At 47.4% G+C, this 20,100-nt stretch carries 13 protein-coding genes; 5 read left to right on the plus strand and 8 right to left on the minus strand.

Annotated features, from left to right (window positions below; translation table 11 throughout):
- The first annotated feature begins 150 nt into the window (after positions 1–150).
- The gene (gene fadR / locus AC5YBZ_RS08245; protein ID WP_475516731.1) at positions 151–909 is read left to right on the plus strand and encodes a fatty acid metabolism transcriptional regulator FadR; all 759 of its coding nucleotides are present in this window, start codon (positions 151–153) and stop codon (positions 907–909) included.
- 235 nt (positions 910–1,144) lie between these two features.
- Here the strand turns inward: fadR and tamB are convergent, their stop codons facing one another.
- Together tamB and AC5YBZ_RS08255 are read right to left on the minus strand one after the other, a co-directional pair.
- Positions 1,145–4,987: an autotransporter assembly complex protein TamB gene (gene tamB, locus AC5YBZ_RS08250; protein WP_494543664.1), complete on the minus strand. Its 3,843-nt coding sequence runs from the start codon at positions 4,985–4,987 to the stop codon at positions 1,145–1,147.
- Positions 4,984–6,828 carry an autotransporter assembly complex protein TamA gene (locus AC5YBZ_RS08255; RefSeq protein ID WP_494519225.1) on the minus strand — a complete coding sequence of 615 codons (1,845 nt, stop codon included), beginning with the start codon at positions 6,826–6,828 and terminating at the stop codon, positions 4,984–4,986. Before AC5YBZ_RS08255 ends, tamB begins: the two co-directional genes overlap by 4 nt.
- Positions 6,829–6,988: 160 nt before the next feature.
- On the opposite strand from AC5YBZ_RS08255, the gene AC5YBZ_RS08260 reads away from it, so the two are divergent.
- Both AC5YBZ_RS08260 and AC5YBZ_RS08265 read left to right on the plus strand, forming a co-directional pair.
- Positions 6,989–8,014 (plus strand): isoaspartyl peptidase/L-asparaginase family protein, encoded by a 1,026-nt coding sequence (locus AC5YBZ_RS08260; protein ID WP_494521627.1) that lies wholly within the window; start codon positions 6,989–6,991, stop codon positions 8,012–8,014.
- 141 nt (positions 8,015–8,155) lie between these two features.
- Entirely contained in the window at positions 8,156–9,109 is a 954-nt protein-coding gene (locus AC5YBZ_RS08265; protein ID WP_494543665.1) for a sensor domain-containing diguanylate cyclase, read from the plus strand.
- A gap of 100 nt (positions 9,110–9,209) precedes the next feature.
- Here AC5YBZ_RS08265 and AC5YBZ_RS08270 read toward each other — a convergent pair whose 3' ends face one another.
- On the minus strand, positions 9,210–10,514 hold the full coding sequence (locus AC5YBZ_RS08270) for an anaerobic C4-dicarboxylate transporter (protein WP_494519223.1): 1,305 nt from the start codon (positions 10,512–10,514) through the stop codon (positions 9,210–9,212).
- Positions 10,515–10,962: 448 nt separating this feature from the next.
- Between AC5YBZ_RS08270 and AC5YBZ_RS08275 the strand changes: the two genes are divergently transcribed.
- Entirely contained in the window at positions 10,963–11,913 is a 951-nt protein-coding gene (locus AC5YBZ_RS08275) for a universal stress protein (RefSeq protein ID WP_494543666.1), read from the plus strand.
- Between the two features lie 80 nt (positions 11,914–11,993).
- On the opposite strand, the gene AC5YBZ_RS08280 is transcribed toward AC5YBZ_RS08275, so the two are convergent.
- From AC5YBZ_RS08280 to AC5YBZ_RS08295, 4 genes are all read right to left on the minus strand, one after another.
- A complete protein-coding gene (locus AC5YBZ_RS08280; RefSeq protein ID WP_494519221.1) occupies positions 11,994–12,314 on the minus strand; it encodes a YdbL family probable chaperone protein in 321 nt (106 codons plus the stop codon).
- A gap of 25 nt (positions 12,315–12,339) precedes the next feature.
- Entirely contained in the window at positions 12,340–12,531 is a 192-nt protein-coding gene (locus tag AC5YBZ_RS08285; RefSeq protein ID WP_494521626.1) for a YnbE family lipoprotein, read from the minus strand.
- A gap of 98 nt (positions 12,532–12,629) precedes the next feature.
- The gene (locus AC5YBZ_RS08290) at positions 12,630–16,202 is read right to left on the minus strand and encodes an intermembrane phospholipid transport YdbH family protein (protein ID WP_494543667.1); all 3,573 of its coding nucleotides are present in this window, start codon (positions 16,200–16,202) and stop codon (positions 12,630–12,632) included.
- Between the two features lie 166 nt (positions 16,203–16,368).
- Positions 16,369–17,217 (minus strand): D-hexose-6-phosphate mutarotase, encoded by an 849-nt coding sequence (locus tag AC5YBZ_RS08295; protein WP_494519219.1) that lies wholly within the window; start codon positions 17,215–17,217, stop codon positions 16,369–16,371.
- 357 nt (positions 17,218–17,574) lie between these two features.
- On the opposite strand from AC5YBZ_RS08295, the gene AC5YBZ_RS08300 reads away from it, so the two are divergent.
- Positions 17,575–19,356: an acyl-CoA dehydrogenase C-terminal domain-containing protein gene (locus AC5YBZ_RS08300; protein WP_494519218.1), complete on the plus strand. Its 1,782-nt coding sequence runs from the start codon at positions 17,575–17,577 to the stop codon at positions 19,354–19,356.
- A gap of 67 nt (positions 19,357–19,423) precedes the next feature.
- On the opposite strand, the gene AC5YBZ_RS08305 is transcribed toward AC5YBZ_RS08300, so the two are convergent.
- On the minus strand, positions 19,424–20,038 hold the full coding sequence (locus AC5YBZ_RS08305; RefSeq protein WP_494519217.1) for a DUF938 domain-containing protein: 615 nt from the start codon (positions 20,036–20,038) through the stop codon (positions 19,424–19,426).
- Between the last annotated feature and the right edge of the window lie 62 nt (positions 20,039–20,100).

Genomic DNA, 20,100 nt, shown 5'->3' on the forward strand with positions numbered 1-20,100 from the left:
TATTTTTTGATATGCAGCACGTTTAAGTGAAAATTGAGAGCTTCGTCCTTCTAGGTGTGAGTAGTTAATATCGCGGATTAGGTTTCCATTTTTCGTCGCTCTGGTATGATCAGTATTAAGATAATCTCATTTATTTGGAATAGTGGCCTGATGACAACTGTCCCCCAAGCACCAGTACCGCCGAAAAACAAAGATATAATTGAAGCGAAAGGGCCCGCAAGCTTTGCTGAAAAATATATTGTTCGCTCTATTTGGGAAGGGAAATTTCCTCCCGGTTCAATTTTGCCTGCTGAGCGTGAACTATCGGAACTTATCGGGGTTACCCGTACTACACTTCGAGAAGTGTTACAGCGCTTAGCACGAGATGGTTGGTTAACCATTCAACATGGTAAACCAACTCGGGTTAATGATATTTGGGAAACCTCTGGCTTAAATGTATTAGAAACCATTGCCGAACTTAACCCTGCTGGCGAGCCTGTATTACTAGAACAACTCTTGTCGGCTCGCACCAATATCAGCGCTATCTATTTTAAAGGTGCAGTGCGTTATAATCCGGATAAAGTATTAGAAGCGTTGGCACCATTAGCGACATTAAAAGATGAAGCAAAGGCCTATATCGATTTCGACTACCAATTGCATCATGCGCTTGCCTATCATTCGGGTAATCCGCTTTATGTATTGATCTTAAATGGGTTTAAAGGTTTATATAGCCGAGTTGGTAAAGAGTATTTTGCCATTGATCAGGCTCGTGAACTGGCGCTTGATTTTTATCAGGCACTAGAGGCGTTAGCCAAAGAGCATAATCATAATGACATTCCTGTGTTGATGCGCAGTTACGGCATCAATAGTGGTAAAGTTTGGCAACGACATAAAAATGATCTCTTGCTCCAGGCTGAAAAATCATTGTGATGACAAGCTAAGCTGCAACCGCCAATCCAAGCAGCATCCATAGTGAGGCTTGTTGCTATCTGCTAACTTTTAGTGTTGCTAACGTCATTAACACAAAAACCGCATTCACATTCGTTTGTGAACTGCGGTTTTTTATGGATGTCGGTTGACCTTTCGCTATAGCTATTCTCGGCGTGGCATTATTTCGTCAACCGAATGCGAAAAGTAATGATGCACTTATTAAAGTTTAAATTGGCTAATCGATATTAAAGTTGTAATAGATATCGAGTGATTTCTCTACCGTGCCTGAGACACTTTCTAAATAGAGCTGAGACAGTAAATAGTAGCGCACCGTCATCTCATAACCTGGGTTAAAGACACCAATACCATATTTGACCATTAAGTTATCACCAATAAAGCCACTAATAGCCACCTTACCATCATCATTAGCATCGAGCTGTACATTAGAAAGACCAAATTTCTCAACGATGCCTGTCGCTGAACTGCCAATGTTATTGACTGCACCGCCACCCAATTGGTTACCAAGGGTTAATGCCGCTCCCATCATTAAGGCGTTATTTTGTGAGTCACTATTATTGTTAAAGCCAGTTCCCTTGACAATGTATGACAAGATCTCCGCTTGCTCCTTGGTTGGCGAAGAGAAGAGGGTGACAATGGGTTTTAAAGGCGTACCAGTGACGCGGACTCCGGCGATGACATCTTCGCTTTTAATTTCTCGTACCGCTTCAATATTGAGGTTAGGGACATCGATAGACCCTATAAATTGCACTTCACCGGTGTTGATTGCGAGTTTCTGCCCCATAAATTTATAAAATCCATCAACCACTTTTACATCGCCATACAACAAGGGGGGTTTAAAGGCTTCTTGACGAAGCGTTAAGGTGCCTTGTAGTCGACCCGTTAATCCCATACCGTCAATGGTTAACTGATCGCCTACTTGGATGTCAATTTTAGAGGTGATGGCGATAGGATTGACCTTCTGCTGTTCACTGGCTTTACTATCGTTAAAGACCACATCGCTGGATTCGGCTACCCCCCCTTCGGGCAGTTGAACAATATTGATATGGCCAGTGGGCACATTAATTATCCCACTGACATCCAAACGCTCTGGTCCAAAGGTAATGTTTATGTCGGGTGATACATCTAAAATGACCATCGGCGGTTGGATAACGGCAAGCTTATCACCGTTAACCGCTAAATTGCCTTGAAATGCTTCACCGCCCCAATCGAGATCACCACTTAAGTTGGCTTTACCATTGCCCATTGTCCAGCCACCTTGAACACTGGCCGCTTGTCCTTGTAGCCGAACAGCGATATTGATGTCATCGAGTAAGGTTGGATTAGCCGCTGCGAGTAATTTGCCCCGGGATAGATCGATGTTACCGGTTACCTGAGGTTGGCTTAAGGAGCCTGATAACTGCAGTGCACTGTCGATTTGCCCATTTAAGGTGGCCAATTGTGGGGTGAAATTGGCCAGAGCCTGCAGATCAATATTAGCGATGTTGATATTACCTGATAGGGGCTTTTCTGGACCGACACCTATGGCTACATAGCTGTTAAGTTGCGCCAATTCCTGCGCATCAAGCTGGGCATTTAAGACGAATTGTTCTGCGTCTAATGCAGCATTAAACTGCAGTTGTCGATAACGACTTTCCAGTTTTCGTTTACTGGTTTGTAATAAGACCTGCCCAGCACTGAAGTTTAAATCAACCCGTGCTTGTGGTTTTTGCTGCGGTGCCCAACTTAGCTGTGATTCGAGAGTCGCAGGGCCCTGCCACGACATGTTTACTGGTAATAATGGTTTAATCAGTGCGCCAATATCCCCGGCAAACTGAATATTGGCATCGCCAGATTTGCCAAGTTCTACATCGTCGTTGAGACACAGTTTTCCGTGTTGATGTTGCCAGCAAAATGGGTCGATGTTTCCTTGTTGGGCATTATTATCCCAATCAAACACAATGGGGTGATTAAGCTGGACTAATCCAAGCAGAGAATCAAGGTTTAGCTTATTGACTGACAGTGCGAGTTGTTGTTTGTCCATATCAAACGTCGATGCTATCGCACTGTCTAAAATTACATCGCCTTCACTTTGTAGACTCAGTTGCTGCACCGCTTGATCGCCTTGTATTCCAAGGGTGATAGAGTCAAATTCTACCGCAGGCATGACGATTGCTGAGGCGTTCATTGATAAGGCAAATTGGTGATCATCCAATGGTCGATAAAAAGCTGTTAGGTGAGTTTTATCTACAGCATTACCAGCAAAACTAAGATCGCGACTGTCAACATTCAGAGCCAGCTCAGGATGTTGGCTGTCACCAGAAACCGTGATCTTGGCATTAATGCTTCCGGAGGCATCGGGGTGCCATAAATTCAGCGCCGGAATAGCTAATTGACCACCGAGCGCCCATTGTTGGTCAACGTTTCCTGATATAGCCAACTCTGCGTCTAGCGCGTGAAGCACTAAGCGATTAGCGTTAAGTTGCCATAAATGGTTAAGATTAACATCTCCTTCTACTCGTAACGGGTACTGATCTATCTGGCCTTGCAGCGCTGCCTCGCGAATGGCTACTTGCCATTGTTTAGCAGCCACTGAGCCCTGACTTATCAATGAACCGCTGATATTGGTATTTGGTAAGGTGGTCTCATTATCAAGCGTCAGAGATGCCAATTGTAGCGAGTCACTGGTTATGGCTAAGTCCCACCTGATCTCATCGCCATAACCCACAGAGCCTAAAGCTTGCAGGTTACCCATATCACTAATGATGGCCAATTGGCTTATCGTGACCGTTTGCTCACTGTGACTCAACTGAGCATCCAGCTGCAGCATAGGATGATAAGGGGTCAAAACGTGGCCATTCACTTTAGCCTGTTGTTGGCTAAGCGACCCTGCCGTTTCCAGCGTGATAGCTTGTGCTCGATATAGTGGCGCATCGAGCGGCCACATAAGTTGTTCGCTAGTCAATTTGAGCTGGTAGGGGAGCTCGGGATCGGCTAAATCAATTTCACCTTCTAAGGCTAAGTTAATATGTCCTTGGCCTGCGGCCGTTAGCTGCAACCGCTGTAGGTCACCACTCAGGTTTAGTTCGAGGGTTTGCTGAGACAAGCTTGGTAGTTCAGCTATGTTATCGATTGTCGCCTCAACTTGAAGGGCCATTGGGTAATGGGCGCTAAGCGTAATGTCACCATCGACAGTGATTTGACCGTAATCATGGGTGACTTGCAATAGATCCACAGCAAGAAGATAGTCAATGTAGTTACCTTGTAAGTGGATACTGGCGAAGTTGTCAGTGCGATCGCCCAGTTGCAATTGACTGTCGCTCAATTGCAAATTATCGACAAAAATGGGCATAGGCATGGCGACTTGCGGCAAGCTTGCAAGGGGCCATGGGCTATCCAGGGGATCGGCTACCGTTGTGAGTGGCTCAGCCTCATTTTTGGGGATAGAGACTAATAGTCCTAGGCTGTCGAGCGAGTGGATACGTAGGCCATTAGTTAACCAGCTGGCTTGGCCACTGAGCTGCTGAGCGTTAAATCGCATCTTATCGACCGCCACCTTAATTTGTTGCAGTTGCGTATGACTCAATAAAATATCGACAGGCAGTTGCAGTAGGCCTTGTTCTGTAACTGGGTCAATTTTGGGCTCTGCAGCGTCGGCGCTGAGCTCGGCAGTATCGATATCGACATTGACGGCCGTGGCCGTTAATGCCTCCACACAGAGCTGACGTTGCAGTAGGCATAGTGGCCGCCAATCGAGTGTTAAGTCATCAATTGCGACTGTCAGTCCACGCATTTGCCAACGGGCCAGGGATAAACTCAGTTGTTTGTTAAGGGTGCCAGATTGGTAGTTAAGCGTTAATCCGTCGATAAATGTATCGGCGATACTCACAGCGATACGGCTGCCAAATGGGGTTCCAAATAACACGGCAACAATGACTAACAGTGAAAGCGGTACATAGAATACGAAGCGGATGGTGTTTTTAAGCCAACGAAGTAATCGCGTGGCGAAGGTTTTGCCTTGAGCGGTTGCTTCTTCGGTCGGTAAGTCAGATATTGGTGGTTTGTGTGTCGATTGGGTCATAACTCAGCCCCCATCGACAAGTGGATCCGCCATGAGCGCTCAACGGTTTCTGACTCGTTGAGGCCCACCCCTAAATCTAGCTTGATCGGGCCAATAGGAGAGATCCAGTGGATGCCAGCACCGACGGCGACAATGGGGTCGATTTGGTCGACATCAAAGGCATTACCGCCGTCGACAAAGGTCGCTACTCGCCAGGTGGGGGTGACATAGTATTGATATTCAATACTGCCCACCATTAAATAGCGACCACCAACGACCATACGAGCTAATTGATCATCTTGAGTTCGATAATCTATGTAAGGCCCTAGTTCATTAAAACTATAACCACGGATACTCTCATCGCCACCGGCAAAATAGCGTAAAGAGGGCGGGATGTTTGCTAAGTCGTCGTCGGCGGCAAGGTTAGCACCGAAGTCCATACGTGTGACGAGTCGGTGCTTATCGAAAAAGGTGTCAATCCATTTAAATTTGGCTTGTAGTCGTGTTAGGCGTACTTCTGAACCTAGGGTGGGGTCGGCATATTCTACGCTGTAATATTGATAGAAACCTGATTTCGGATCCAGCGAATTGTCGCCGCGATAAGTGTGGCTAAGACTACTGCCTAAGAGTAAAAAATTGGGGTCATAATAGGTATCCGATTGCGTATAGGACTCTTTAATGGCATCGAGTGAATAACTGAGTAACCAATTATGGTTAAGGCGTTTTTGCCGCAGTACACCAGCAGTGCGCTTGGTGGATTCGAGTTCTCCGGTATTAACATAACGGCGTTCGTCGGGGTCGTACAATTGGGTTACCCCATATTTGTCACGTAGTAAGCCAAGCCGAATTTTAAGCTGATCATCCAGCGGGTGGCTAAGCGGAATGGTATAAGTCGTAAGAAATTTTGGCCGATCGGGAGACCACTCAATACTGGTCTCTTGTGAGTGTCCATAACGATTGATCTGCGGCGTTTGCCAGGTGACACGTACTCTTGGATCAACACTATTGTTGGCCGAACTGCCAATATCGACACCCACCCCCAATTTAATTGAATGGCTGGGTTTTGGGGTAAGTTCAACCTTAATGGGGACGAGTTGCTGCTCAATTTTATCCAGTTGGGGTAACACTTTGATGTTTGTAAAATAGCCAGTGTCGACCAGCTCACGGTTTAAGCCACCTAGTGCACCGGTGCTGTAATTGGTGTTTGCTTCAAAGGGAATTAACTGATCGAGTAATCCTGGGATCAGCGTATGGCCAGTAAAATTGACACTGCCCATTTTATAACGCGGTCCAGAATCATAATGCAGATTAATTTGCGCGCGATTGAGATCACGGTTAACCACTATGGTATTGGTCAGGTAACGGCCATCGAAATAGCCACGGGCTAATGCCAAGGTGAGCAGTTGCGACTTAATGGTTTCATACTGGCCATGGTTAAGAATATCACCAGGTTTTAGTTCGAGTTTGGATAACCATATGTTGACGACTTTATCTTGGCGAATTTCACCGCTCAGTTGAATATCAACCCATTGAACACGGGTTGGCTCACCTGGAGTGACTCTTAAAGTCAGTTGCCATGGCCCTTGTTCTGGACTGTCTAATTGTTGGTCGACCACACCATGGTAGTAACCGAGTGAGTGTAGCGCGGCATCGAGGCTGTCTGCGGTATTAAATAAAAAAGCGCGGCGTTGTACTTCAGATGTTGGTAAGGGGCTTAAATGGGCGGTGATATTTTTGGTTAACGTCTCATCTGCACCAAGGATATTAATATTAAGCCATTGATTTGCTGATGCTACTGATGTATGAATGCCTAGCCAAATGACCACAAGGATGAGAAGCGACTTAACGAAAAAAATTCGCACTCAAAACGCCTTTATCTAATTTAAAAAGTGATTAAGGTTTATTGTCGCAGATTATTACGGTCAAGCAAGACGATGATTGTAATTAATAATTAAAATCGGTACAAACAATACAAACCATAGCAAGGAGCCTTAGGTGAACAGTACAATCAAATTATTTAGCTTGACCGCACTCTTGAGTATCGTTGCTACAACAGTGGGCGCGACATCATCACAGCCGTTTGCTATCGCCATTCATGGTGGGGCTGGCACGATTTCAAAAGCTGCGTTGAGTGATGCACAGCAACAAGCTTATCGCACCAAATTAAAGCAAGCAGTTGATGCGGGTTATCAAGTATTAGACAAAGGCGGAGATAGCCTTAGTGCGGTCACTGCCGCGATTAGCATCTTAGAGGATAGCCCCTTGTTTAATGCAGGGGTTGGCGCAGTGTATACTTTTAATGGTCAACATGAGATGGACGCCGCCATTATGGATGGCAGTACCCTAAATGCCGGGGCCATCTCGGGAGTTAAACACATTAAGAACCCGATCACGCTCGCCCGCCGTGTGATGGACCATTCGCCTCATGTGATGCTATCTGGTAGTGGCGCCGAGGAGTTCGCGTTGACCCAAGGTTTTGAGCTTGTGCCAGTCAGTTATTTTGATGATGACCATCGTTATCAGCAGTTACTCGATGCCAAAGCCAAGCTAAAGGCGGCTCAGGTCGGTGATGTTAGTGGCGCGTCACAAGCATCATTGTTGTTTGACGATCCACAGGAGCTCGATTACAAGTTCGGCACTGTTGGCGCGGTGGCCCTGGATAAACAGGGTAATTTAGCCGCTGGAACCTCTACCGGCGGCATGACAGCCAAACGGTTTGGTCGCATTGGCGACTCGCCGGTCATTGGGGCTGGTACCTATGCTGAAAATAAGGTGTGTGCAGTGTCGGCGACCGGCCATGGAGAATATTTTATTCGTTATCACGTGGCGGGAGATATCTGCGCGAGAGTGAAATACCAGCAAAAATCAATTATTCAGGCCGCCGATGAGGTGATTAATCAACGTTTAATCACTGCTGGCGGTGCCGGAGGAGTGATTGCTATCGACCAACGTGGCAATATCGCAACTCCCTTTAATACTGAAGGCATGTACCGCGCGACTCGAAAAAGCGGCGAACCCGCGCAGGTATTGATCTGGAACAATAATTAGTCAGCATGAATGTTTGTATTAGGTTGGATAATCGCTTAGCCTAATTCGCGCCATTGGATAGGCCTCAGATAATTTAAACTACTTTAATAACAGAGGCCATATATGCAGGTCCCAAGTATTCCCCCAAATGAGCCGTGTCGGTTGTCAACGTTAACCGCGTTGAATATTCTCGACACGGCACCAGAAGAGCGTTTTGATCGTGTCACTCGAGTGGCTAAGCGCTTATTTAATGTCAAGATAGCTTGCGTTAGCCTGGTTGATAAACAGAGACAATGGTTTAAGTCTGTCATAGGTACTGATGTGCGTCAGACGCCAAGGGATATCTCTTTTTGTGGCCATGCCATTTTAAAAGATGAGCTGTTTCATATTAGCGATGCCACCCAAGACAGCCGTTTTGCCAACAATCCGCTAGTCACAGAACCGCCGCATGTGCGGTTTTATGCAGGGCAACCGCTACATGCACCCAATGGCCAATTGATGGGAACCTTGTGTATTATCGATGATCAGCCTAGACAGTTAACGGATGAGGATAAACTGGCACTTAAAGATCTGGCGATGATGGTTGAAGATGAGCTAGCAGCTATCGAGCTGGCGACCAGTGATGAATTGACAGGGATAGCGAATCGACGCGGCTTTATGGCTCTGGTCGATAAAAGCTTGCAAATGATGCAGCGCAATAAACAGCCAGCGTGCTTGGTTTATCTCGACTTAGATAACTTTAAGCCGATTAATGATCAGTATGGTCATGGTGAAGGCGATAAAGTCTTGTGTCTGTTTGCGCAGCAAATGTTAACTGCCTTGCGTGATTCAGACATTGTGGGTCGTTTTGGCGGCGATGAGTTTGCCGCTTTTTTCCATGATTGCACACCGGCTGTTGCACAAACAGCGGTTAAGCGTTTTGGTGAACATTTACACGAAGTTATGTTGCGAGAGCAACTGCCTTATCCGCTGCAATTTTCCTATGGCATGGTTGCCGTAGCGGTTGATGAGGCGGCTGATATCACCCAACTGTTGCAACAGGCTGATGAGCAAATGTATCGTCACAAGCATCAAAAGAAAGGGTTAACCTCTGTCACACTCGCACTTGGTGAGTAAGCGTATAGATTGCGCTTGCCACCCGTTTGCCCACTCACTCTATGGTCCTCCACATCAGGGGGCGCTTATAACCCCCTGAGTTTGCTGGGTTGCTAAGTCCTTAGCCTAACAGTAGCTCGCCAAAGACAAATCCAAGTAGTACTGAGGTGCCGATTGTCACCACTCCGGGGATAAAGAAGGGGTGGTTAAACACCCAACGACCGATGCGGGTCGAGCCTGTGTCATCCATCTCCACAGCGGCTAATAATGTTGGGTAGGTTGGCAAAACAAACAATGCACTGACTGCGGCAAAAGAGGCTATCGCTGTCATGGGAGCAACGCCAATGGCTAGCGCGGCTGGCATTAATGCGGTGGTCGTTGCCCCTTGTGAGTAAAGCAGCATCGACGCCAAAAACAGCGTTAATGCCAATAGCCAAGGATACTGCTGTAATAGCGCTGCCGCGACATCTTTAATTTCATCAATATGACCGGCGACTAAGGTATCACCCAGCCAAGCGACGCCGAGTACGCAAACACAGGCGCTCATTCCTGACTTAAACGTGGAAGCCTCAGAGATCTTGCTGGCATCGATATGAGTAAAGGTCACAATGGCCGCGGCGGCCGTTAACATAAATACCATGATGGCATCGTTACGGCTTAAAGTGGGTTCGGTGATCAGCGCCACCGAATCGGAGATCAGGGTGGCATACACGATGACACAAACAATGGCACTGATAAAGATGGCGGTAGCGAGCTTAGCGCTAGGGGCGATCACTTGTGTTGAACTTTGTTGTTGGCTAACCAGTCCTTGAGCCAAACGCTGCTGGTAAATGGGGTCGTCTTTTAGTTCACTCCCCATCACATTGGCGACTATAGCGCCCACCATACAAGCACAAAAAGTCGCCGGAATACAGATCGCCAATAATGTCAGATAATCAACGCCTAATGGTTCGAGTATGCCAGAGAAAAACACCACAGCGGCTGAGATAGGCGATGCTGTTATGGCAATTTGTGAGGCGATAACGGAAATCGACAGTGGCCGAGATGGGCGGATCCCTTGCTCTTTAGCGACTTGTGCAATAACGGGCAAGGTTGAAAATGCGGTGTGACCTGTGCCTGCAAGCAGCGTCATAAAATAGGTGACGATCGGTGCGTAAAAGGTGATGTGTTTGGGGTTTTTTCTTAAAAAGGTCTCAGAGAGTTGTACTAGCCAGTCTAATCCTCCGGCAACTTGCATTGCCGCAATGGCAGCGATCACCGACATGATGATTAAAATGACATCCACCGGAATATGACCGGGATCTAGGCCTAAGATGAGGGTGAGCACCAGCACGCCTGCGCCGCCAGCCAGCCCTATGCCAATGCCGCCCATTCTGGCACCTAGATAGATAAAGGCCAGTACTACAAATAGCTCTATTGCGATCATAAAAACTCCAGGTGTAAAAACAAAAGGACGGTATGAGAGCAGGGAAGCTTATTAATAGTATGACTTGCTTATGCACGATGTACTGATTTTACGCCTTTAATCACTATAGTAGCGCCAACTAATTCACTTTTTCTGTACCTTGTGAACTTGTTCACAGCGGTGAGATGCGCTAACGGCCTTACACCACAAAATGGGGGGATTAACTTGTCGTCATTACCTGCCATTTGTATTGCCTATTTATTATGGCATTCGTACTGGCGCTAATAGAGATTACCGTTGTGGTCGGTATTATGGCAAACGGATTTTTTAAGTCGAAAATGTTATAAACAGTAATCATTTTCATTATCAGCTGTTTGGCGCTAGCCCAGTGTTTATGCGGTAAACAGCTTCAAATAGCGTCTCAGGCTCAACTACAATTAGGGTTCCCCCATGGCAAGATGGATCCGTTATGGACAGCTACAAACGATTGCTAGTGGTTATCGATGAACACGATTTTAATTTTAGAGGTATCTCAAGGGCCGCCTATATGGCCAAAAAAAGTCAAGCGCATATCCTAGTCATGTTGCTTGAACATAGTCATTTTGTCTCACGCCTTGTACATACTTTTTATCGTAGTCAAGACACCCAACAAGCCAATGCCGATAATGGTGCACCAACTATCGACGCTAAACGTCAATGTTTAGTTGACTTTATCCACTCGGTTGCTCATACAGGCGTTGCAATATCATATGCATCGACATCGTGCCACGCTATTGATGATGTGTTGCAGTGTTGCCGAGATTTTCATGTTGATGCGGTTTTGATTAGTGCCTCGACTCGCAAGTTATGGCACTGGTTAGCGATTAAATCATTAGATGTGAGATTACTTAAAGAGTCACCGAAGCCTGTGGTGATAGTAAAAGATCATGCTTGGCAACCAGGCGGGCGAATTTTATCTCTGGTCGAGCCTTGCGCTGAAGGGCTGCAGCATCAATCGTTAAATGAAACGGTATTACAAACGACCGAACACTTTACCCGACTGTTAAAGGGGAATTGTCATCTGCTTGATTGCTATTATGGTGATAACCCCAGTATCTCTTTTCAGCAACCTGTCATGCCTGAAACTGATGAACAGTATCATTTGCGCCAACTGTCGCTCTATTCGAGTCGTTATCACCTGTTACCGGAACAGAGCCGGCATCATGTGCCAGCCAGTCATTTTCATGTGGCTAAAGCGCTCCCTGAAGACGCCATAGCCGTGCTGGCGAAGCAGGTGGATTCGGAGTTAGTGATTGTGGGCGATGCTGGCGAGTCTAATTTGCTCTCTAGCATGTGTGGTAATACCGCTGAGCAGGTGATCGATCGTATCGATTGCGATCTACTGGTGGTTAAACCTCGCTCGTCAGCGGTTTATCATTAGGCAAAAGAAAAGGCGCCCATCTCATAGGCGCTGGAGGTTAGTTGCTTAGCTGGTGACTATGTTAAGTATCTAGTTAAAGGTTATTTCTTAATCCAATTACCTTGAGGCGTTTGGATATATTCACCTCTATCGGCGGCGGCAATGGCCTTTTCTGCTGCCAGTTTGGCGACATCTTCGACGCTAATGCCATTTTGCGTGGCAATTTTTTGATAATGGGCTCGGCGCTTAGCATTGACCGAGTCAGCCAGTTGTTTGGCTTGGCTATTGTTAACGACCAGTCCTAAATAACCATTCACCTGCTCACCGACAAGACCTTGACTCTTGGCCTCTTGTAAGGAGATAGCGAACGCATTTAGGCTCAACAGCAATCCGGTTATGAGTATAAGTATTTGACGTTTCATGGTGATTTCCTGATCTCAAAATGGGTTAAAATAGCTCATTGTTATTGAGTAACTCATCAAGCTCTTTGTCGACCTTGATCTTGATCTCGTGCTCAATTTTAACATTAAGATTAATCACAATAGGCTTATCTGGCGGCTCGATTTTAACCGTGGGTGAACAGCCTATGGTACTTAATAGCGCGGCCGCTATGGTGGTGCTTATTAACGTCGGCAATATCTTCACTAGTGATTCCTTTTTTGTAGCGATGATCGTTTCTGGATCATTCAAGGTGAGCTCAGCTTAATCCTTTATAGATGACCATAATTGGCGCCCGCTTATTGTGCCATCGACTGTTCAATATCCTGTTGTAGGCGATCACCTATTTGTAAACTCTTGAGCAACTGCAACATATTCTCTTCTTGAGCGTAGTTCAAGTGAATAGGGCGTTCAATATCTTTAGCCTTACCTTTTACATTAACGTGCAGCACGGCATCGCCATTGGCGGCCATATCAAAACGACTCGATAGCTCGCTATAGTGCAGTTCTTCGAGGGCGGAAAAAGCAAAATCCAAATAGGGCTGAGAGGATCGCATCTGCATTACCGCAGGATTATTGCCCACTTTAATCAAGCCACCTGGTGCACGCGCGGCCAATTTCCCGCCTGTAACCGACACTTTACCATCGACAATTTGCATAGGTAAAACACCGTCAAAAATACCATCGGCATAAATGCCTTGTTGTGGCTGAATGGTTAGTAGCTGGGCTAAATCTAACGCCTGTAACACCAGATACGCTTCGGAGGGTTGATGTAAGTCGAGCGAAAATTTAGGCAGCAGCAAATGGCCACCTAGGGTATCGGCGCTGGCATTGATATTAATATCGGCTGTTTGAAGCAAAGCCTCTTTAGTCTCTTGGCTCGACGCGCTTTGAGAAGACCAATTAAGTTGAGTACTGGCATTGATATTATTGAGTACCACGCCAGGATTAAATGCCTGCGTCTGAAGGCTTAGGTCATTACAGTTAATGCTGCGTTTGCTAGGGCTATGTTTTATCGCACTCGCACTGAAATAACATTTGCCATCAAGGTTAAACTGTTCAAAGGGCAGTAGGTTAATGCTACCTTCGCTGATTTGAATTTTTGGTGTCAGCTGCATGGAGAAGTGGAGTTCATCAGGCTGCCATGAGAGTTGATGATGGCTGGCTAGCTGGATATCGCCAATGGTCGTAAGAGGCATGTTGAGGGCAAAACTGCTACTGAGTTGGTTGATTAGTTGCTGCAGATCGCTATTAAGCGCGAACTCACCTTGTAGCGCGACCTTATCTGGTTGTTTTGCCAGTGTCAATTGATGCTGACTGCGCATCGATAACTGTCCAGCCGTCCATTGCTCTGCTGTGCTTAGCCGATATTGGCTGGCGCTGGCTTGCCAATCGAGTTGTTGAGTCATCCCCAGCTGGGTGATCGCAAAAAGATTACGTTGCCGGCGTTTTTTCAGCTGATAATACTGCTGATTAACACTGATATTTTCAAGGCTAAGTTCAAGTTGATTGTGCCATGGTGCGTTCAGAACCAAAGCTGCCAGTGAGTGTGATGGTGCGCTCAGATTCGACTGCGCGCTCGTGTTGGCGACAGGTTTATTGTTTACAGCTGAGCTGCTCTCCTCTGTAAGGGAGGCTATGTACCCCATATCAATAGCGCCCACATCTAAGCGAGCGACGCCTATGTTGGTCGTGGTGGCAATTGTATGTTGCTCATCACTAATTTGCCGATGCGTCAGTTGCGTCCCATTAAGTTGCAGCATGAGGGGGGGGAGATATAGTTGAGTCGTTAGTTTGCCTGTGTTTTTATTATTAAGCTCCGCGTCGAGGTTAATATGTAGCGTCTCTTTACTGTTGAAAACAAGCTCGGCACTGGTCAGTGTTTGTGCTGGCAGCGCCGCAACGAGGTTACTTAACTGGGTTAGCTGTGGGTTAAGGGTTGAGATACTCAAGGGGCGCAATAACCATTGGCTTGCGCCATTAGCTAGCTTGTTGAACTGGCCACCGCTTAGTTGCAGCTCAGTGCGATGACTCGCAAGCTGGTAGTGCTCGCCAGCTTGCACGAAGGTGAATTGATTGCCACTGTTACTTATATCGATATGACCAAATTGCAGTTTAACCTCATCAGCAGTGTTAAAACTCAGTGGTTCAGTGAGCGCAAGTGTGAACTGTGTTGAGGCGACATCAAGGGACTGATGACGATAATATGGCCCGTCGATTATCAGCTGTGCCTCAGGCAGCACTGTCAAGGCAAAGCTCGATGTTGCAGCCCCTGCTGACAGCGCTGTGGGGTAGGTTGCGTTGGCGCTGCCTGTTGCAGACAACGCTATGTTATCGGCGCGTAGCTGCGAATCTATCCTCGTATCACAGGGAGCAATAGGGGCTGCGTTTTCTTGCTGCGTTGAAAAACCGACACATAAGGTGGATGGGTGCGCCAGCGTCAGCTGCCAATCGGTGGTGACACTGGTTTCATCAATTTTATTCACGCTCTTGAGATGTTTTAGCTCAGTATTAAGCTGTAAATTACCCAGTAACAGCTCTGCTTGTAGGTGCTCAATGCTTAATTGTTGTGAATTAATTTGATAGTTAAGCGGACTGGCAAGTTGCAACATAAGATAAAGTGGCTGGCCAGTTAGCTCACCAAGTAGAGTGCGCAGAGATTGCTGAGAGTGCAGAGCGTCCTGATCTGGGGGAGAGGGTTGGCGGTGATTATCAGCCGAATTGTTATCCGCCACGTTGCTTTCAGACAAGGCAGTTGTACTCAATAGCCTATCGAGTGTATTGAGCAAAGGCGCGTGGGTCGTGGCCCCGCTATAGAATGCCTGACGTTGCAATGGCGATATTGCCAGCTCAAGTTGGCTTGGCGCAAGGCTCACGCTTAGGTCGCTAACTGGACCGGTGATCTCGAAGGCAATGCTATTTGATGGCAATGAGTTGCTTGGCGTCGAAACGGAGGCTGAGTCAGCACCGCCCTCAATCGGCAGCGCTTTTGGAACTAATTGCAAAGGTGAGTTAAATACTGTACCAGTCAAGCCGTTAAGTGTTAGCGAAAACGGCTCCAGTTGATGGCTGGAATCGATGCGGGCCTTGGCAATATCGAGCCGAGTCGATGAAATAAGCTGGCCGCTGATATCTATATGCTGGGTAGCTAACTGGTGTTTTAGTGCGATAAATTGGCGCAGTGGAGGCGTCTCTTGCTGCTGCGCCGGCGCCGATGCTACCCACTGGGCCATGAATGCTTGGAGGGTATCTAAGGATAAGCGAGTGTCGAACTGCCAGCTCTCGTCAGATAGTTGCGCATCGAGGCCAAACAGTAATTTATCATGATGACTTAACTGGCTGGTCACTCTTCCTTGATTATCGATATTGAGATAATCCAGACTTAGGCTCAGTTGTTCACTCGGGATCTGCTGCACACTCAGTTGCGTCTGTCCTATGGCTATTTTAGGTATTGCTACCATATCGAGCGACAGCGCTGGGCTAGTCGTCGGGGCGAGTTCTGTATTGGGATTGGAAGAAAATAGCGTGGGTGATAACAGCACCTCAATGTGCCTAATGGCCAGCGTGTCAATATTCTCGAGAGAAAAATGTGTCCATGTAACGGCATCATTGAAGGTCAATTGCAGATCGCTGATGGCGATATGACTGTCGTTGACCTGTAAATCTAACTGTGCAACATGGCCGTTGAGCACACCGTCAAGGTTAACATTGAGGGCACTGATTTGGGTGTTGGCAGGTAATAGGTAACGATTCGCTAGGCTTTGGGTGATACCACTGAGATTGGCAGCCACTAAACCGAGGGCGACAACCATTAGCAGCGCCGTGATCAGTAGCGCTGCCATTAGGCGTGATTGACTCAGTCGCTGCCGCATCTATCCCTGTCTCTTTGTCATATGGTTCGGTTGTTGCCCTTAATGTCGTTGGCTAAACATGCTGCGCCACAAATAGAGTCGTTACGATCAGTCTAGCAGTTATGTCGGGCGGGCCGTCCATTGGCGCAACATAAGCTGCTCAGTTGGCTATTTATGGCCAATGCTGTTAGTTGGCCCAGCTGATCTCAGTAGTTAAGGTATGACTGCCATAGGGGGCAAGGGTGACTTTATCTTCAAGCACATTGGCCGCTTCGAGGCATACCATGGTGAGATAATCATCATGATTAAAGCGTGCTAGGCGCTTGGATTTATCAATCCATGGGTTCCACAGAACTGCCGACTGGCTATTGCGGCGACAGACATTAATTATCCCTTGGGGCGTATGTAGCTGCTGTCGTGGGCCAAGGGCGTTATAAACCCTATCGGTTTCTTGGTTGAATATCACTTCATCTGTGGCCTGCGGATAGGGCCCTTTACCAAATTCAATGTAATGGGCGCCACTAAAGCCAGTGGCTTTAAGTTGGTGAATATCGTCAATAGGGAAATAAGTATGCAAGGCTTGGGTTAGGCTTACGGTTTCATCGCTGAGATTGGTATTGATTAAGCTGACGCTTAAGGTATCGCTTAGGGTAAACAGCAGCTCGACTTTGGTGTCATGGGGCCAGCTGATCCTGTCTTCATCATTGATGGATAAACTAAATTTAAGTTCGGCTATGTCATTGCGCAGCTGCACCGAATCGAGTGTCCAAATACGAGTGCGTGCAAAACCATGTTGCGGCCATTCTGGATGGTTGCTCATACCGAACCAAGGCCAACATACGGGAATACCACCACGAATACCATGCCCGGGCTGATAATCATCCGCGCTCGACACCCAGAGTAACGGGGGCTTGCCTTTAGGGGTGAAACGGTCGATCTGCGCGCCTTGCATAAAGATCCGCGCCTCGCACAAGGGGGTGTCGATTTCGACATAGTCGAGTCCGTTAGGGTGTTTTTTGGTGGTAACAGAAGCCATCGTCTTATCCTATTGCCTAATATTGGCCTGAGGCCGCAGAGGTATTAGCTTAACGTTTTTTTTATTTAAGGATAAGTATCGCCTTGATTTTTTTTGCTGTTTTATTATCCCCGCTCAATATTATTAGTCTTATCAGTGCTGTATTTTTAGGCTGATTTGGTTAGAGTGGGAGGACAAGAGCAAGTGCCATGTTTAGCTTGCATCTTGACGAAAATATTGACGCTCAAGTTCGATGCATAGGTTCGTAATGCTGCAATAGTGGTTGCATGAGTGGCGACGCGGCCATCTCAGTCACGTAACTGAACTTAAGCTCGGTATGACGTAATGGATGAAATAGCGATTAATAAGGATGATTCAATGCCTATCTATCAAGCTCCGCTTCGAGATTATCAATTTATATTAAGTGAGTTACTGTCGATTTATCAGCGTGGCGATCTACAAGGATTCGATGAGATTGATGCGCCATTAGTGGACGCGATTCTACAAGGGGTTGCAGACTTTACTACCGAAGTGATGTTGCCATTAAATAGCAGCGGCGATGTCGAGGGCTGCGAAATTGTCGCGGGGCAAGTACGCACCCCAACAGGTTTTAAAGCGGCCTATCAACAATATGTAGACAATGGCTGGGCTACATTGACCAGCGATCCTGATTATGGTGGCCAGGGGCTTCCCGAGTCTGTGGGGATATTTGCCACCGAAATGAACACCTCCACCAATATGGCTTTTGCCATGTACCCCGGCTTAACTCATGGGGCGTATGCGGCGATTCATGCCCACGGCAGTGAGGTGCTTAAAGCGAAATATTTAGCCAAATTGGTCAGCGGTGAATGGAGCGGCACCATGAACTTAACTGAATCCCATGCGGGAACCGATCTGGCGCTACTTCGCACCAAGGCACAAGCGATTGACGAGCAATATTATGCCATTAGCGGCGAGAAAATTTTTATCTCATCGGGCGATCATGACTTGGCCGACAACATAGTACATTTGGTCTTGGCTCGCCTGCCAGATGCACCTGCTGGGGTGAAAGGGATCTCCTTATTTGCGGTGCCGAAATATCGCGTCAATGACGATGGCAGCTTAGGCGAGCACAATGGTGTGGTCGCCAGTGCGCTGGAACATAAAATGGGCATTCATGGTAATTCAACCTGCGTGATGGTGTTTGATGAGGCCATGGGGGAACTGGTGGGCAAACCCCATCAAGGTTTACGTGCCATGTTTACCATGATGAATGAGGCGCGCCTTGGGGTGGGAGTGCAAGGCCTTGGCGTATCGGAGATTGCCTACCAAAATGCATTAGCCTATGCCAAAGAGCGGATTCAAGGTCGCGCGCTGAGCGGTGTCAAGGCACCCGAACAGGCCGCCGATCCTATCTTAGTTCATGGTGATATTCGGCGTATGTTGATGGCACAAAAGGCCTTTAATCAAGGGGCGCGAGCCTTAATGGGCCAGCAAGCACTGTGGCTCGATGAGTCCCATCGCGCTAACGATAAGTCACTGGCTGCTAATGCCAGTAAGCTGGCCGCGTTATTGACCCCAGTGGTCAAAGGCTTTGTGACCGACCAAGGGTTTAAGGCCTGTGTCGATGCCCAGCAGGTGTTTGGTGGCCATGGGTATATCCATGAGTGGGGCATGGAGCAATTTGTACGCGACAGTCGTATTGCGATGATCTATGAAGGCACTAATGGCGTGCAGGCATTGGATTTAGTTGGGCGCAAAATACTCAGCGATGGCGGTGCAGCTTTAGCCCTATGGTCTGAGATAGTGACCCGCTTTATCGATGAGCATCAAGCTAATGACGCCATGATCCCCTATATTATGCCGCTGCGCGATGCTTTGCAGGATCTGCAACAGGCCACAGGTTATATCAGTACTCATGCTGGTCACAATCCCGATATCATCGGGGCGGCGTCTATGCCCTATATGCAGATGTTTGGCATTGCCGCGTTAGCTTGGATGTGGGCGAGGATGGCGGCGGTGGCGCTCGAGCATTCCTCTCAAGAGCAGGCGTTTTATCAGGATAAACTGAAAACCGCCGCGTTTTACATGGCGTATTGGGCGGTGCAAACTCGCAGTTTGAGGGCGCAAATTGAGTCCAGTAGTGAGCTTATCTGTTCACTGACCGAGGCCGACTTCTAAGCCACCATTTTTAATGACTGCTAGATAATGATATGCCGTGGTCACGCGGCATATCAGGGGGGAATGATCACGCCTCTTTTAAAAATTGCAGTAACCGATTGTTGGCAGGCATCTCATTATCAGCCATTAAACGCATACCTGCGCGGGCGGCAAGCTCGATTATCCACTCAATATCGCGAATACCACTGAGGGGATCGCGAGTCCTTAGCCAAGTATCAAATTCTCGATTACTGGCACTGCTGTAGGCTTGTTGATAATTAAACGGCCCGTACAGGCAGCATACTCCTCCTAGAGCTAAATGCTGCGATATCCCCTCAAACATGGCTTCTACCATGGCTTTACTCATAATATGTAAGGTATTGGCGCTAAAGAGTGCATCAAATTGTTGCGCCTTGCAGGGCCAAGGCTGCATAACATCGATAGTTAACGGCAGGGCAAGATTATCAAGGTGGGCCGCCAGGCTCACTCTAAGGCACAGCGGTGCAAGATAGGCGCCTTGATCGCTTGGTTGCCAAGTGAGATGAGGCAACTGCTCGGCAAAATAGAGTGCATGTTGTCCCGTGCCACTGCCGATTTCCAATACTTGAGTGACCTGAGCAAAACGGTGGCGTAACACAGATAAAATGGCTTGTTTATTATTTTCGCAGGCTTGGGAGTAGGGCAGTCCATCAGCTTGATTCATTGCAGCTCTTGTGTGGTGGTGTTGATGGCTCACTTTACCTTAATGGCTTTGGCTGACTCAAT

It is taken from the genome of Shewanella sp. 553 (assembly GCF_059338375.1).